This window comes from Streptomyces muensis, from assembly GCF_021474425.1.
GTDB lineage: Bacteria > Actinomycetota > Actinomycetes > Streptomycetales > Streptomycetaceae > Streptomyces > Streptomyces muensis.
Genome location: NZ_JAKEIP010000199.1, coordinates 1 through 15,753 on the forward strand (window position 1 = coordinate 1; position 15,753 = coordinate 15,753).

At 70.1% G+C, this 15,753-nt stretch carries 13 protein-coding genes; 10 read left to right on the forward strand and 3 right to left on the reverse strand.

The window, feature by feature from the left end; all coding sequences use genetic code 11:
- Positions 1-62 precede the first annotated feature (62 nt).
- The 3 genes from L0P92_RS32490 to L0P92_RS32500 all read left to right on the forward strand — a co-directional run bounded on the left by L0P92_RS32490 (position 63) and on the right by L0P92_RS32500 (position 4,676).
- Positions 63-1,448 (forward strand): class II fumarate hydratase, encoded by a 1,386-nt coding sequence (locus L0P92_RS32490; RefSeq protein ID WP_234766654.1) that lies wholly within the window; start codon positions 63-65, stop codon positions 1,446-1,448.
- An 83-nt stretch (positions 1,449-1,531) separates the two neighbouring features.
- Positions 1,532-2,227: a cytidylyl-2-hydroxypropylphosphonate hydrolase gene (gene fomD / locus L0P92_RS32495; protein ID WP_234766642.1), complete on the forward strand. Its 696-nt coding sequence runs from the start codon at positions 1,532-1,534 to the stop codon at positions 2,225-2,227.
- A 295-nt stretch (positions 2,228-2,522) separates the two neighbouring features.
- Entirely contained in the window at positions 2,523-4,676 is a 2,154-nt protein-coding gene (locus L0P92_RS32500; RefSeq protein WP_372497366.1) for a SpoIIE family protein phosphatase, read from the forward strand.
- Positions 4,677-4,787: 111 nt separating this feature from the next.
- Here L0P92_RS32500 and L0P92_RS32505 read toward each other — a convergent pair whose 3' ends face one another.
- Positions 4,788-7,193 (reverse strand): transglycosylase domain-containing protein, encoded by a 2,406-nt coding sequence (locus tag L0P92_RS32505; protein WP_234766644.1) that lies wholly within the window; start codon positions 7,191-7,193, stop codon positions 4,788-4,790.
- A 267-nt stretch (positions 7,194-7,460) separates the two neighbouring features.
- On the opposite strand from L0P92_RS32505, the gene L0P92_RS32510 reads away from it, so the two are divergent.
- The 5 genes from L0P92_RS32510 (at position 7,461) to L0P92_RS32530 (ending at position 12,302) form a co-directional block, all read left to right on the forward strand.
- Positions 7,461-8,408, forward strand: a complete 948-nt coding sequence (locus tag L0P92_RS32510) for an SPFH domain-containing protein (RefSeq protein ID WP_234766645.1) — start codon at positions 7,461-7,463, stop codon at positions 8,406-8,408.
- The gene (locus tag L0P92_RS32515; RefSeq protein ID WP_234766646.1) at positions 8,405-8,653 is read left to right on the forward strand and encodes a type II toxin-antitoxin system antitoxin; all 249 of its coding nucleotides are present in this window, start codon (positions 8,405-8,407) and stop codon (positions 8,651-8,653) included. The genes L0P92_RS32510 and L0P92_RS32515 overlap by 4 nt, the downstream gene beginning before the upstream one ends.
- 105 nt (positions 8,654-8,758) lie before the next feature.
- Positions 8,759-9,283 carry a PadR family transcriptional regulator gene (locus tag L0P92_RS32520; RefSeq protein WP_234766647.1) on the forward strand — a complete coding sequence of 175 codons (525 nt, stop codon included), beginning with the start codon at positions 8,759-8,761 and terminating at the stop codon, positions 9,281-9,283.
- The gene (locus tag L0P92_RS32525) at positions 9,280-9,969 is read left to right on the forward strand and encodes an ABC transporter ATP-binding protein (RefSeq protein WP_234766648.1); all 690 of its coding nucleotides are present in this window, start codon (positions 9,280-9,282) and stop codon (positions 9,967-9,969) included. The genes L0P92_RS32520 and L0P92_RS32525 overlap by 4 nt, the downstream gene beginning before the upstream one ends.
- A complete protein-coding gene (locus L0P92_RS32530; RefSeq protein WP_234766649.1) occupies positions 9,966-12,302 on the forward strand; it encodes an ABC transporter permease in 2,337 nt (778 codons plus the stop codon). Before L0P92_RS32525 ends, L0P92_RS32530 begins: the two co-directional genes overlap by 4 nt.
- A gap of 24 nt (positions 12,303-12,326) precedes the next feature.
- Here L0P92_RS32530 and L0P92_RS32535 read toward each other — a convergent pair whose 3' ends face one another.
- The gene (locus L0P92_RS32535; protein ID WP_234766650.1) at positions 12,327-13,274 is read right to left on the reverse strand and encodes a LysR substrate-binding domain-containing protein; all 948 of its coding nucleotides are present in this window, start codon (positions 13,272-13,274) and stop codon (positions 12,327-12,329) included.
- Between the two features lie 144 nt (positions 13,275-13,418).
- On the opposite strand from L0P92_RS32535, the gene L0P92_RS32540 reads away from it, so the two are divergent.
- Together L0P92_RS32540 and L0P92_RS32545 are read left to right on the forward strand one after the other, a co-directional pair.
- Positions 13,419-13,973: a peroxiredoxin gene (locus L0P92_RS32540; protein ID WP_234766651.1), complete on the forward strand. Its 555-nt coding sequence runs from the start codon at positions 13,419-13,421 to the stop codon at positions 13,971-13,973.
- A 5-nt stretch (positions 13,974-13,978) separates the two neighbouring features.
- Positions 13,979-14,518 (forward strand): alkyl hydroperoxide reductase, encoded by a 540-nt coding sequence (locus L0P92_RS32545; RefSeq protein WP_234766652.1) that lies wholly within the window; start codon positions 13,979-13,981, stop codon positions 14,516-14,518.
- Positions 14,519-14,542: 24 nt separating this feature from the next.
- Here the strand turns inward: L0P92_RS32545 and L0P92_RS32550 are convergent.
- On the reverse strand, positions 14,543-15,753 hold a 1,211-nt coding region (locus tag L0P92_RS32550; RefSeq protein ID WP_234766653.1), incomplete at its 5' end, for an AI-2E family transporter.

The window sequence follows — 15,753 nt, forward strand, 5'->3', positions numbered from 1 at the left end:
GCGAGGGACTCGTGTGGGGGAGCGGGCGGAACATCCCCGGGCGCCCGATCGCTATAGCCGGTATGAGCGACTACCGCATCGAGCACGACTCCATGGGCGAGGTCCACGTCCCGGCGGACGCCAAGTGGCGCGCCCAGACCCAGCGCGCCGTCGAGAACTTCCCCCTCTCCGGCCAACGCATCGAACGCGCCCATATCGAGGCCCTCGCCCGCATCAAGGGCGCCGCGGCCAAGGTGAACGCGCGCCTCGGGGTGCTCGACAAGGACATCGCCGAGGCCATTCAGGAAGCCGCAGAAGAGGTCGCGGAGGGCCGGTGGGACGAGCACTTCCCCGTCGACGTGTTCCAGACGGGATCCGGGACCTCGTCCAACATGAACACCAACGAGGTCATCGCCACCCTCGCGACCGAGCGACTCGGCCGGGACGTCCACCCCAACGACCACGTCAACGCCTCCCAGTCGTCCAACGACGTCTTCCCCTCGTCCATCCACATCGCCGCCACCGCCGCAGTCACCCGCGACCTGGTCCCGGCCCTGGAACACCTCGCCACCTCCCTGGAGCGCAAGGCCGAGGAGTTCGCCGACGTCGTGAAGTCGGGGCGGACCCACCTCATGGACGCCACACCCGTGACGCTGGGCCAGGAGTTCGGCGGCTACGCCGCCCAGGTGCGGTACGGCGTCGAGCGACTCCACGCCTCACTCCCCCGCCTCGCCGAACTCCCGCTCGGCGGGACGGCCGTGGGCACCGGCATCAACACCCCGCCCGGGTTCTCCGCCGCCGTCATCGAGGAGGTCGCCCGCACCACAGGACTGCCGCTCACCGAGGCCCGCGACCACTTCGAGGCGCAGGGTGCCCGGGACGGGATCGTGGAGACCAGTGGCCAGCTCAGGACCATCGCGGTCGGCCTGACGAAGATCGCCAACGATCTGCGGTGGATGTCGTCCGGACCGCGCACCGGACTCGCCGAGATCAGCCTCCCCGACCTCCAGCCGGGGTCCTCGATCATGCCGGGCAAGGTCAACCCGGTCATCCCGGAGGCCGTCCTCATGGTCGCCGCGCAGGTCGTCGGCAACGACGCCACCGTGGCCACCGCCGGCGCCGCGGGCAACTTCGAGCTGAACGTCATGCTCCCCGTCATCGCGAAGAACGTCCTGGAGTCGATCCGGTTGCTCGCGGGCGCCTCCCGGCTGCTGGCCGACCGGACCGTCGACGGCATCGTCGCCCATCGCGAACGGGCCCTGGAGTACGCCGAGTCGTCACCCTCCGTCGTGACACCGCTCAACCGGTACATCGGGTACGAGGAGGCCGCCAAGGTCGCCAAGAAGGCCCTCGCCGAGCGCAAGACCATCCGCCAAGTCGTCCTGGAGGGCGGGTACGTGGAGCGCGGGGACCTCACGACCGAGCAGTTGGACGAGGCCCTCGATGTCCTGCGGATGACACGGCCGTAACGACTGCTCGCACGAACCTCGCGGTGCGGTGAACCGTGACGCTCGCCGCAGCGTCGTATGCCTGTGGCACCTAATATCTGTGCATGGCAGACGGTGGAGCGATGACGACGGAAGTGGAAGCGGGCGGCTCGACGGGTTACTGGGCGCCCGGGACACAGATCCTGTGGCGGTACCGGGAGAACGCCGGCCGTCGCTTCCACATCGCGCGCCCCGTCACCGTCGTACGGGACGACGCCGAGATCCTCGCCGTATGGCTGGCGCCGGGCACCGAGTGTGTGAAGCCCGTGCTCGCCGACGGGACGGCCGTGCACCTGGAACCCCTGGAGACGCGGTACACCAAGCCCCGTACCGTCCAGCGCGACCGCTGGTTCGGGACCGGCGTGCTGAAGCTGGCGCGGCCCGGTGAGCCGTGGTCGGTGTGGCTGTTCTGGGAGCCCGGGTGGCAGTTCAAGAACTGGTACGTGAACCTTGAGGAGCCGCTGGCCCGTTGGACGGGCGGGGTGGACTCCGAGGACCATTTCCTCGACATCTCGGTGCACCCGGACCGCGGTTGGCACTGGCGGGACGAGGACGAGTTCGCGCAGGCCCAGCGGGACGGACTGGTGGACGACCGGCTCGCCGCGCGGGTGCGCGAGGCGGGGCGCGACGCGGTCGAGGTGATCCGTGCCTGGGGGCCGCCGTTCGCCGACGGCTGGCAGCACTGGCGCCCGGATCCCGCCTGGGCTGTACCTTCTTTGCCTGAGGACTGGGATCGCACGCCCGCGCACATCACCTCATGAGACCCTTGATGCGCCCCCGGGCAGCAAACGTAGGATCGTCCTCCGCAAGGGCGCGCATCGGCAGCAACTACCGGAGTGCGTGCCGGGCTTGACCGATCGTCACCGAGGGGCGGCAGGACGTGAGCGAGGGTTACCAGGGCAACGCCGTCAGGGGCGGACGCTCCACCGGCGGCACAGGAACTGCCTCTGGTCACGTGGGAATTCCGTTCCTGGGGCACGTATTCCGGGTATCGGAGTTTCGGCGGGACGAACTGCACGCGCGGCGCGCAGCCCCGGACGGATGGATTCGAAAGGCGTGACGGAGCAGCCGATCTCCTTCGAACGCCCCGAGACGGGCGTCGACCCCGCGGAGTCCCGCGGGGCGCTCGTGCGTACCTCGACACCACCGACCACACCACCGGACACTCCGTCGACCGCGCACTCCACACCGCCGCACACCCCTGACGGCGGAGCCTGCGCCGGCGGCGCCGCCTTACCGGCGCAGGCGCGCACCGGAGAGACCCCTTCCACGCCGGGCACCACCGCGCCGTCCGGCCCGAGCAAGGAGCCCTCAGACATCGCCGGCAACGGCCCCGAGCACTCGCAGCCCTCCGTCGCCGCCGAGCCCGACTCGCACCGGCCGCGGCCCGTCCCCGAGGCCATCCCGCCGCAGCCCGGCACCGAGCCGCCGCAGTCCGCCGCCGAACGGCGCACCGGACAGGGGCTGCCGCCCGGGCGGCCCACGCCGATGCGACGGGACGGGGACCGGCTGCGCTTCGTGGGCGCCGCCACCCGGCGGATCGCCCGCGGCATCGACCTGGACGAGATCGTGATGGGGCTGTGCCGGGCGACCGTGCCGACCTTCTCCGACGCGATCCTCGTGTATCTGCGCGACCCGCTGCCGGTCGGCGACGAACGGCCCACGGGTCCCGTCGTGCTGCGGCTGCGCCGCACGGACCGGATCCCGGAGGAGCGGGACACCGACAGCGCGGGCTTCCTGCCCGCACCGCAGCAGCCGGAGCCGACCGAGCTGGCCGAACTGTCCACGGTCACCGCCGAGCTGTGCGAGGTGCGGCCGGGCGGCGCGCTCGCCGAGGTGCTGCGCGGCGTACGTCCCGTCTTCGCCGACGCCCCCGCCGCCCGCGCCGCGCTGCCCGAACTGCTCGGCGAGGACGGCGAGTTGATCATCCCGGACGGGCAGCGCGCGATCCTCGCCCCGCTGCGCGGCCGGCGCCGGGTCATCGGAGCCGCCGTCTTCCTGCGCCGCCCCGACCGCCTGGCCTTCGAGCCCGACGACCTCCTGGTCGCCGCCCAGCTCGCCACGCACAGCGCGCTGGGCATCGACAAGGCGGTGCTGTACGGCCGTGAGGCGTACATCGCCGACGAGCTGCAGCGCACCATGCTGCCGGAGACGCTGCCGCGGCCCACGGGTGTGCGGCTGGCCTCCCGTTATCTCCCGGCGGCCGAGACCGCCCGGGTCGGCGGCGACTGGTACGACGCGATCCCGCTGCCGGGCAGCCGGGTGGCGCTGGTCGTCGGTGACGTCATGGGCCACTCCATGACGTCGGCCGCGATCATGGGCCAGCTGCGGACGACGGCCCAGACGCTCGCCGGGCTCGACCTGCCCCCGCAGGAGGTCCTGCACCACCTCGACGAGCAGGCCCAGCGCCTGGGCACCGACCGCATGGCGACGTGCCTGTACGCCGTCTACGACCCGGTCTCGCACCGCATCACCATCGCCAACGCCGGCCATCCACCGCCCGTCCTGCTGCACCTGGGCGGCCGCGCGGAGGTGCTGCGGGTACCGGCGGGCGCACCGATCGGCGTCGGCGGCGTCGACTTCGAGGCCGTGGAACTGGACGCGCCGGCCGGAGCGACGCTGCTGCTGTACACCGACGGTCTGGTCGAGTCGCGGCTGCGTGACGTGTGGACCGGGATAGAGCAGCTGCGCGAGAAGCTCGCCGCGACCGCGCAGCTGACCGGGCCGGACCATCCGCCGCCCCTGGAGGCCCTGTGCGACGAGGTGCTCGACATGCTCGGGCCGGGCGACCGGGACGACGACATCGCGCTGCTCGCCGCCCGCTTCGACGGGATCGCGCCGAGCGACGTGGCGTACTGGTTCCTGGAGCCGGAGGACGCGGCGCCGGGTCGTGCCCGGCGGCTCGCCCGTCGGGCGCTCGCCCGGTGGGGTCTGGAGGAGCTGACGGATTCCGTCGAGTTGTTGGTCAGTGAGGTCGTGACCAATGCGGTGCGGTATGCCTCGCGGCCGGTGACGTTGCGGTTGTTGCGGACCGATGTGCTGCGGTGCGAGGTGGGGGATGACGTGCCTCAGTTGCCTCGGCTGCGGCAGGCTCGCGCCACGGATGAGGGTGGGCGGGGGTTGTACCTCGTTAACCGGCTGGCTCGGCGGTGGGGGGCGACCCGGTTGAGCACCGGCAAGGTCGTCTGGTTCGAGTTGAATCGCGGCTGAGCGCCATAGGGGAACTGCGCATTGCCGGATGCGGGTGCATCGTGGTTGATCGCGCCCGCGCGGCGGAGCCGCAGATTCAACACAGCCCCGCGCCCCTTTAGGGGCGCTTTCCTACTCCTCGTTTCCGGGTCTGCCGGGGTCCAGGGTGATCGGATCCGTCGGCTCGTCCGTCGGGGCCGTCGGGGCCGGCTCTGTCGTCGGCTCCTCCGTCGGCGGCTCCGTGGTGGGCTCCTCCGTCGGCTCCTCGGTCGTCGGCTCCTCCGTCGGCTCCTGGGTCGTCGGCTCCTCCGTCGGCTCCTGGGTCGTCGGCTCCTGGCTCGGGGTCGGGGTCCAGGTCGGCTCGACCGCGGCGCCCTGGTCGGTGTTCAGGTCGAACCTGGCGTCCGGGTCCGTCACGCCGAACATGTACGCCGACCAGATCTGCGCCGGGAAGCCACCACCGTTGACACGGGGCTCGCCGCCCGCGCCGTACATCTTGACCTGCGGGTGCGGAGCCTTGTCGTCCTCACCGAACAGGCCCACCGAGGTGACCAGGTCCGGCGTGTAGCCGGTGAACCAGGCCGACTTGTTGTCGTCGGACGTACCCGTCTTGCCGGCGACCTTCTGGCCGTCGCGCTTGGGGTTGTTCGCCACGGACTCGCTCGCCGTACCGTCGTCGACCACGCCCGTCAGCACCGAGGTCACCGAGTCGGCGGCCTCACGGCTGATGACCTGCTCGCCGATCGGGTTCGGGATCTCGACCGTGCGGCTGTTGTGCTCGGCCTTCTTCAGGATGCTCGGGGTGACCTTCTCGCCGTGGTTGTCGAGGGTCGCGTACACACCGGCCATCTGAAGCGGGCTCGCGCCCATGGAGCCGAGGGTCTGCGCGGGTACGGCCTGCTCGTCACTGGTGTCCATGCCGAGCTCGCCGGCCACGGCCATGACCTTCTCCATGCCGATGTCCACGCCCATCTGCGCGAACACGGAGTTGACGGACTTGTTCATCGCCGTCTGGACGGTGATGGGGCCGTAGTTGCGGTCGTCCTCGTTCTCCGGTGCGAAGCCGACCTTGTCGCCGTCGGCGTCCAGCACCTGGCGCTTGCTGGTGCCGTCGTAGATCGTGTTCGCGGTGATCGGCTTGCCGGACCGGGTCCGCGCGCTCTCCTCCAGGGCGGCGGCCAGGATCACCGGCTTGAACGTCGACGCGGGCTGGTAGTCGGTGCGGGTCGCGTTGCTGGTGTAGTGCTTGAAGTAGTCCACACCGCCGTACAGCGCGACGACCTTGCCCGTCTTGGGGTCGACGGAGACCGCGCCGGCCTGGATGTCCGCGTCGACCGGCCGCTTCTTCTTGTCCAGCTTGCTGGTGAGCTGCGCCTTGACGGCCTTCTCCAGCTGCGCCTGCTTCTTCTTGTCGATGTTCAGGGTGATGGTCCATCCCTGGTCGACGACCGCCGCCTCGGCCTGGGAGCGGGTGAGGCCCTGCTCCTTCATCAGCTGGTCCTCCAGCTGACGGTTGGCGAGCTCGATCAGATAGCCCTTCTGGCCTTCCTTGCCGGCGGCGGGCTTCGGTTCCTTCGGCGTCGGGAACTTCATGTCCTGGCGCTCGGACTTGTCCAGCCAGCCCTCCTCGACCATGTTGTCCAGGACGTAGTTCCAGCGGGCCGTGACCAGCTTCCTGCCGGTTTCGGACGCGACCTGCCAGTCGTACTGGCTCGGTGCCTGGAGCAGCGCGGCGAGATACGCGCCCTGTGCGACGCTGAGCTTCTCGGCGTCGACGCGGTAGTAGGCCTGGGCTGCGGCCTGGATGCCGTAGGCGTTGCGGCCGTAGTAGCTGGTGTTGATGTAGCCGGCGAGGATCTCGTCCTTCGACATCTGACGGTCGACCTTCAAGGAGATGACGATCTCCCTGAGCTTGCGGCTGACCGTCTGTTCCTGGCTGAGGTAGTAGTTCTTGACGTACTGCTGGGTGATCGTCGAACCGCCCTGCGCGCCCTTGCCCATCAGCGTGTTGAGCACACCGCGGGCCGTGCCCTTCAGGTCGATGCCGTTGTCGTTGTAGAACGTCTTGTTCTCGGCGGCGACAAAGGTGTTCCGGACTTCCTTCGGCACCTTGGACAGGTCCACGATCTCGCGGTTGACCTCGCCGTCGCGGGCCAGGGGCGAGCCGTCGCTGTACTTGTAGATGTTGCTCTGGCGCTGGGCGGCCTGGGCGGCGGCGTTGTCCGTGGGGATGTCCACGTACAGATACAGCCCGATGAAGGCGGCGATGGCGAGCAGGCAGGTCCCCAGGAACGTGCCGAGGATCTTCTTCCAGGTGAAGAGCCGGCGTATTCGGCCCTTGCCGTCGGCGCCCTTGCCCTTGCCCGCGGACCTGGCCGCCCGGCGGGCCGCGGCCCGGCCGCCCGTGCCGGCGGAGGGCGTCCCGATGACGGTGGCCGACGCGTCTGTCCCGGTGGCCGACGGCGACCCGGACGGACGCCGGGGCGCGGCGCGGCGGCCACCGCGCTGTCGCGCTCGTCTGTCTTCCGCTCGTCCCATGGGTCCGTTCCGCTCCGCTTCGTTCTTGTGTGCACTGCTGCCACACAGGTTCGCCGCTCAGGTCAGCTCAGAAAGCTAACACCGGAAGTCGTGACAAAGCCCTGTCGATCCGGGCTTTTGGGGACGTGACAATCAGCACCTGTCCCAACGGAACCGACGGCTGGGGAGTGCATAGGGTTGCTCGGAATGGGTAAAGTGATAGCACCTTGATAGACTTTAGATAGACGAGGCCGTCCTGCGGCTTCAAGAGGAAACGGGGGGCCACTCATGCCGAAGGACCAGGACCACAAGACCGACACCGCACCCGACGTCCCCGAGATGCCCGCCCCGCGTGTCCGCGAGTTCACCGCGCACAGCATCGGCGGCGGGCTCGCGTTGCTGCTGGGGCTGGCCGGACTGCTCATCGGAGGCGGACTGATCGCGGGCGGAGCCGCCGCGGCGGCCGCGGCCGGCGTCAAGGCCTCGCTGATCGTCCCCGGTGTGGTCGCCGGCCTGGCCTCGCTCCTCGCCATGTCCGGGCTGAACATGGTCGCGCCGGGCGAGGCGCGGGTCGTCCAGCTCTTCGGGCGCTACCGGGGGACGATCCGGCAGGACGGGCTGCGCTGGGTGAACCCCTTCACCTCCCGTACGAAGATCTCGACCCGGGTCCGCAACCACGAGACGGCCGTCCTCAAGGTCAACGACGCCTACGGCAACCCGATCGAGCTCGCCGCGGTCGTGGTGTGGAAGGTCGAGGACACCGCGCAGGCCACGTTCGAGGTGGACGACTTCCTGGAGTTCGTCTCCACCCAGACCGAGGCGGCCGTGCGGCACATCGCCATCGAGTACCCGTACGACGCCCACGACGAGGGCGGCCTGTCGCTGCGCGGCAACGCCGAGGAAATCACCGAGAAGCTCGCCGTCGAACTGCACGCGCGCGTGGAGGCGGCCGGGGTGCAGATCATCGAGTCGCGCTTCACGCATCTCGCGTACGCTCCCGAGATCGCCTCCGCGATGCTCCAGCGGCAGCAGGCCGGGGCGGTCGTCGCGGCCCGGCGGCAGATCGTGGACGGGGCGGTGGGCATGGTGGAGGCAGCGCTGGCCCGGATCTCCGAGCAGGACATCGTGGAGCTGGACGAGGAGCGCAAGGCGGCGATGGTGTCGAACCTGATGGTCGTGCTGTGCGGTGACAGGTCCCCGCAGCCGGTACTCAACACGGGGACGCTCTACCAGTGACGGTTCCTTCGGAGGAGTCCTCGCCGAGGCGGCGGCCGCAGCAGCGCAAGCAGGTGCTGCTGCGGCTGGACCCGGCCGTGTACGAGGCGCTCGCGCGGTGGGCCGGGGACGAACTGCGCTCCGCCAACGCGCAGATCGAGTTCCTGCTGCGGCGCGCCCTCGCGGAGGCGGGGCGGCTGCCGGGCGAGGCCAAGCCGATTCCACGCCGGGGTCGGCCGCCCGTGAAACCCCCCGAGTCTCAGTAGCAGAACCGTGACAATCGGCCCCCACCTGGGCCTTCACACCCCACGCGATGATCTACACACACCGCGTATACATGCCGCGTATACACCCGGTGTAGTGTCCTGCTCATGTCCATCGGTCACACCCTCCTAGGGCTCCTGGAATCGGGCCCCCGTCACGGCTACGACCTGAAGCGGGCCTTCGACGAGAAGTTCGGTCACGACCGGCCGCTGCACTACGGCCAGGTCTACTCGACGATGTCCCGGCTGCTGAAGAACGGGCTCGTCGAGGTCGACGGGATCGAGCCCGGCGGCGGGCCCGAGCGCAAGCGGTACGCCATCACCGACGCCGGCATCACCGACGTACAGCGGTGGCTCGCCACGCCCGAGAAGCCGGAGCCGTACCTCCAGTCGACCCTCTACACCAAGGTCGTCCTCGCACTGCTCACCCGGCGCGACGCGGCCGACATCCTCGACACCCAGCGTGCCGAGCATCTGCGCATGATGCGGATCCTCACCGACCGCAAGCGGAAGGGGGACCTGGCCGACCAGCTGATCTGCGACCACGCCCTCTTCCATCTGGAGGCCGACCTGCGCTGGCTGGAGCTCACCGCCGCGCGTCTCGACAAGCTGGCCGAGGTGGTCGTCAAGTGACCCCTCCTCCCGGTTCCCTGCTCGCGGCCCAGGAGCTGCGCAAGGCCTACGGCCCGACCGTCGCGCTCGACGGGGCCGAGTTCTCCATACACCCCGGCGAGGTCGTCGCCGTGATGGGGCCGTCCGGCTCCGGCAAGTCGACGTTGCTGCACTGCCTCGCCGGGATCGTGCCGCCGGACTCGGGGTCCATCACGTACAACGGGCGCGAGCTGGCCACCATGAACGACGCCCAGCGCAGCGCGCTCAGGCGCTCCGAGTTCGGGTTCGTCTTCCAGTTCGGGCAGCTGGTGCCGGAGTTGACGTGCGTGGAGAACGTCGCCCTTCCGCTGCGGCTGAACGGCACCTCCCGCAAGGAGGCCGAGCGGGCCGCGCTGACCTGGATGGAACGGCTGGAGGTCGACGACCTGCGCAAGAAGCGGCCCGGTGAGGTCTCCGGCGGTCAGGGGCAGCGGGTCGCCGTCGCCCGCGCGCTGGTCACCGACCCGCGCGTGCTGTTCGCCGACGAGCCGACCGGCGCGCTGGACTCCCTCAACGGCGAGCGCGTGATGGAGCTCCTGACGGACGCCGCGCGCTCCGCCAACGCCGCCGTCGTCCTGGTCACGCACGAGGCGCGGGTGGCCGCCTACTCCGACCGCGAGATCGTCGTACGGGACGGCAGGTCCCGGGACATGGAGCGCGTCGTATGAGCGTGCGTCAGTGGGCCAAGGATCTGGGCATGGGGGCGCGGTTCGCCTTCGCCGGCGGACGTGAGGGCTGGGTCCGGGCCCTGTTGACGGCTGTCGGGGTCGGGCTCGGCGTGGCGCTGCTGCTGCTGACGACCGCGGTCCCGAACATGCAGCAGGTCCGGCACGACCGGGAGAGCGCCCGCGCCGACATCGACTACAGCTACACGGAGACCAAGCGGTCGGACGCCACCCTGATCGTCGCGGACGTCGACACGGACTTCCGGAACAAGGACATCCGCGGCCGGGCGCTGGAACCCGAGGGGCCCAAGGCTCCGCTGCCGCCGGGCCTCGAGAAGTTCCCGGCGGTGGGCGAGATGGTCGTCTCCCCGGCGCTGAAGAGCCTGCTGGAGTCGGACGACGCGAAGCTGCTGCGTGAGCGGCTGCCGGAGCGGATCGTCGGGACCATCGGGGAGAGCGGGCTGATCGGCTCGCACGAACTCGCCTTCTTCCGGGGCGGCGACGACCTCGCGCCGTACATCGACGGCGCCCGCGTGGCCCGTATCGAACGGTTCGGGGACACGAGCCCGAGCGAGGCCCAGACCGATCCCGTGCTGCTTCTGCTGGTCATCGTCGTCTTCGTGGTGCTGCTGATGCCGGTCGCCGTGTTCATCGCCGCGGCCGTGCGCTTCGGCGGCGAACGGCGCGACCGACGGCTGGCGGCGCTGCGGCTGGTGGGCTCCGACAGCCGGATGACGCGGCGGATCGCGGCCGGCGAGGCACTGGCGGGCGCGGTGCTCGGGCTGGTCTTCGGTACGGGCTTCTTCCTGGTCGGCCGTCAGATCGCGGGCTCGGTCGAGGTGTTCGAGGTCAGCGTCTTCCCGAGTTACCTGAACCCCTCCCCCGTGCTGGCGCTGCTGGTGGGCCTCGCGGTACCGGCGGCGGCGGTCGTGGTCACGCTGTTCGCGATGCGCGGGGTGGTGATCGAGCCGCTCGGTGTGGTGCGTACGGCGAAGCCCTCGCGGCGCCGGCTGTGGTGGCGGCTGCTGCTGCCGCTGGGCGGTCTCGCGATGCTCTACCCGATGATCGGCCAGGGCAGCGACAACGGCACCTTCAACGAGTATCTGGTGATCGGCGGTGTGCTACTGCTGCTCATCGGCGTGACCACGCTGCTCCCCTGGGTCGTCGAGGCGGTCGTCGCCCGGCTCGGCTCGGGCGGTGTCGCCTGGCAACTCGCCGTCCGCAGGCTCCAGTTGAGCAGCGGCACCGCGGCCCGCATGGTGAACGGCGTCGCGGTGGCGGTCGCCGGGGCCATCGCGCTGCAGATGCTGTTCGCCGGGGTGGAGAACGACTACACGAAGCAGTCCCGGTACGACCTCCAGCGGGCGCAGATGGAGGTCGCCCTGTCCCGCAACATCCCGCTCGACCCGGCGGTCGAGAAGTTCCGGGACACCAAGGGCGTCCAGCAGGTCTACGCGTATGCCGAGGGCTATCTGGGCGAGCGGCGCAAGGACCCCGACATGGGCGCCGAGATGACGGTCGGCGACTGCGCCTCGCTGCGCCAGACGGCCCGGCTTCCCTCGTGCCGGGACGGCGACATCTTCTACGTGTCGAATTCCGAGTACGACGAGGACACCGGGAAGCTGGTGAAGCAGCCGGGCCGGACGGTGTACCTGGATCCGTCGTACGACGGCGGGCCGCCTCGGCAGGAGATCGCCTGGACGGTGCCGAAGGGCCTGAAGGAGGCGAAGACGCGGGAGGACTTCATGGGCCGGCAGCGAGGTGGCTTCCTCGTCACCCCGAAGGCCCTGCCCGCTGCCGCCGCGCCGGCGCTGAAGGGCCAGGTGTACCTGGAGTTGGACCGCTCGGTGCCGGACGTGTACGACCGGGTACGGAACACGGCGACGGCCGCTGACCCGCTCTCGTACCCCATGACGTGGTACTCCACCCGCACGTCCGACCGCTACGGCACCATCCGCACCGGCCTGTTCGTCGGCGCCGTCTGCGTCATGATGCTGATCGGCGCGAGCCTGCTGGTCTCCCAGCTGGAGCAGCTGCGCGACCGCAAGAAGCTCCTGTCGTCCCTGGTCGCCTTCGGCACCCGGCGCCGCACCCTGAGTCTGTCGGTCCTGTGGCAGACGGCGATCCCGATCGCCCTGGGTCTGCTGCTGTCCTCGGTGGTGGGTCTGACCCTGGGCGCGGTCCTGCTCCGTATGACGGACACCCCGGTCGTCGTCGACTGGCCGAGCGTGCTGTCCATGACGGGCGTGGCCGCGGGCGTCGTCCTCGCGGTGACGCTGCTCAGCCTGCCGCCGCTGCTGCGGTTGATGCGGCCGGACGGGTTGCGCACGGAGTAGTGCGGGTGCGGGCCGTTCGGCTGGTCACGCGCCCTCGTCCAGCACCCGCACCGGCAGCGGACGCATCGCCTCGCGCAACGCCGTCGCCAACTCCTCGTACTCCGCGCCGCGGGCCGCGCCCGTGCGCATGGCGAGGGCGACGCGGCGGGTGGGGGCCGGGTCGGCGAAGTATCCGGTGAGGAGTTGGCTGCTGCGGCTGGTCTCGACCTTGAGGGCGGTGCGCGGCAGCAGGGTGACACCGAGTCCGCCGGCGATCAGCTGGACCAGCGTGGACAGCCCTGCGGCCGTCGTGGTCACCGGCGCGTCCTCGCGACCCGCCTCCCGGCAGATGTCCAGGGCCTGGTCGCGCAGGCAGTGGCCCTCGTCGAGCAGCAGCAGCTTCAGCTCGCGCAGCGCCTCCCGGGGAATGCCCTCGCGGCCGCCGAGCCGATGGCCCAGCGGCGTGACAAGGACGAAGTCCTCGTCGAAGAGCGGGAGTTCGGCGATGCCGGGCACACCGAGCGGAACCGCGAGCAGCAGCAGGTCGAGGCGTCCGGAGGTGAGGCCGTCGACGAGGCTCGCGGTCTGCTCCTCGTGCACCTGGAGGTCGAGGTGCGGGTACCGGTCGTGGACGAGTCGCAGCACGGTGGGCAGCAGGTACGGCGCGACGGTGGGGATCACCCCGAGGCGCAGCACTCCCGTGAACGGCGCCCGGACCGCCTCCGCCTCCTCCAGCAGCGCCCCGACCTCCACCAGCACCGCCTTCGCCCGCACCGCCAGCCGCTCACCGGCCGGCGACAGCAGCACCTTGCGTGTGGTGCGCTCCAGCAGCGTCACTCCGAGTGACTCCTCCAGCGCCGACACCGCCCCGGACAGGGCGGGTTGGCTCATGCCGATCGCGGCGGCGGCGTCCCGGAAGTGAAGATGCTCGGCGACGGCCGCGAAGGCACGCAACTGGGCGAGGCTGGGCTGCCTTCTCTTACTCACCGTCACTGATAGCACTCTCCGATCAACCCGACCGAGTGTAGCTATTTCCCGTATCAATGCACCTTGCGCCAGGATCGGTAAGGTCCAACCCAAGGGAGACACCTGTACACGTGTACCGAACAGGTGTCTCTTTCGCTGCAAGGAGAGCCTGTGCTCACTGTCGGTGACAAGTTCCCCGAGTTCGAACTGACCGCCTGCGTCTCGCTGGAGAAGGGCAAGGAGTTCGAGACCATCAACCACAAGACCTACGAGGGTCAGTGGAAGATCGTCTTCGCCTGGCCGAAGGACTTCACCTTCGTCTGCCCGACCGAGATCGCGGCCTTCGGCAAGCTGAACGAGGAGTTCGCCGACCGCGACGCCCAGGTCCTCGGCTTCTCCGGTGACTCGGAGTTCGTCCACCACGCCTGGCGCAAGGACCACGACGACCTGCGCGACCTGCCGTTCCCGATGATGGCCGACTCCAGGCACGAGCTGATGCGCGACCTCGGCATCGAGGGCGAGGACGGCTTCGCCAAGCGCGCCGTCTTCATCGTCGACCAGAACAACGAGATCCAGTTCTCCATGGTGACCGCCGGCTCGGTCGGCCGTAACCCCAAGGAGGTCCTGCGGGTCCTGGACGCCCTCCAGACGGACGAGCTCTGCCCGTGCAACTGGACCAAGGGCGAGGACACCCTGGACCCGGTCAAGCTGCTTGCCGGAGAGTGAGTGACATGTCCCTCGACTCCCTCAAGTCCCGCATACCGGACTACGCCAAGGACCTGAAGCTCAACCTGGGCTCGGTCATCGGCAACTCCGACCTCCCGGCGCAGCAGCTGTGGGGCACGGTGCTGGCGACCGCCATCGCCGCGCGCTCCCCGATCGTGCTGCGCGAGCTGGCGCCGGAGGCGAAGGCGAACCTCTCGCCGGAGGCGTACAGGGCGGCGAAGTCCGCGGCCGCCGTGATGGCGATGAACAACGTCTTCTACCGCACCCGGCATCTGCTGTCCGACCACGAGTACGGCAACCTCCGCGCGGGGCTGCGGATGAACGTCATCGGCAACCCCGGTGTCGACAAGGTCGACTTCGAGCTGTGGTCGTTCGCCGTGTCCGCCATCAACGGCTGCGGCATGTGCCTCGACTCGCACGAGCAGGTGCTGCGCAAGGCGGGCGTGGACCGTGAGGTCGTCCAGGAGGCGTTCAAGATCGCCTCGGTGATCCAGGCGGTGGGCGCCACCTTGGAGGCCGAGGCCGTGCTGGCCGACGTCGAGTAGACGCCGTCGCTCTGCGGACCCCGCTCACGCTTCGTGGGCGGGGTCCTTCGCGTTGTCGTGGTCGTCGTCCCTGGGGGCCGCGCCCCCGGACTCCTCTTCGGCCTGAACGGCCTCGTCCTCGATCGCCGGACGGGCTGGTTGGGAGTACCACCGCAGATAGCCGACCACCGTGTTCGACACCGCCACCAACGGCACCGCCACCACCGCACCGCCGATCCCCGCCACCATGCCCCCGGCCGCCACCGACAGCACCACCGCGAGCGGGTGGACACGGACCGCGCGGCCCAGGATGAACGGCTGGAGGACGTGGCCCTCGATCTGCTGCACGGCGAGGACGACCACCAGGGTCATGACCGCGGTGAAGACGCCCTGGGTCACCAGCGCCACCACCACGGCCAGGGCGCCGGAGGCCACCGCGCCGACCAGCGGGATGAAGGAGAACAGGAAGATGAAGACGGCCAGCGGGACGGCCATCGGGACGTCCAGGAAGTAGATGCCGATGCCGATGAACACGGCGTCGATCAGGGCGACGAGGACCGTGCCGCGTACGTACGCCGTGAGCGTCGCCCACGCGCGCGGGCCGGCGCCGGCGACGCCGGGGCGGGCCGCGGCAGGCACCAGCTTCAGCGTCCACCGCCAGATGCGCTTGCCGTCGTAGAGCAGGAAGAGCGTGGAGAAGGCGGCCAGCAGAATGCCGGTGAGCGCCTCGACGACGACGGTGACACCTTCCAGACCAGCCGAGGTGATCTCGTCGGTGTTGGCGCCGATCGCCTCGCGGAGGTTCTCGGCGATCTCGTTGATCTGCTTGTCGGTGACGTGGAAGGGGCTGTTGAGCAGCCAGTTGCGCAGCTCGTCGATGCCGTCCTGGACCTGGTCGGAGAGGTTGTCGATGTTCTCCATGACCTGCCAGGTCACGAACCAGCCCATCAGCCCGATGACGACGAACCCGAGGATCGCGGTCAGCGCGGTGGCGAGCCCGTGCGGCACGCGACGCCGGGTCAGCCAGGCCACCGAGGGCTGCATCAGGGCGGTGAGGAGCAGCGCGATGACGAAGGCGAACACGACGAGTTGGACGGCGCTGATGACCCGCATCAGCACCCAGACCGTGCCGGCCAGCACCAGCAGCCGCCAGCCGGCCTCCGCCGCGACCCGTACGCCCCACGGCACCACCTGTGCGGGGTCGGGCCGGGGCGGCGGAACGGCGGGCGCGTAGTCGGGGGGCCGTGGCACGTGGT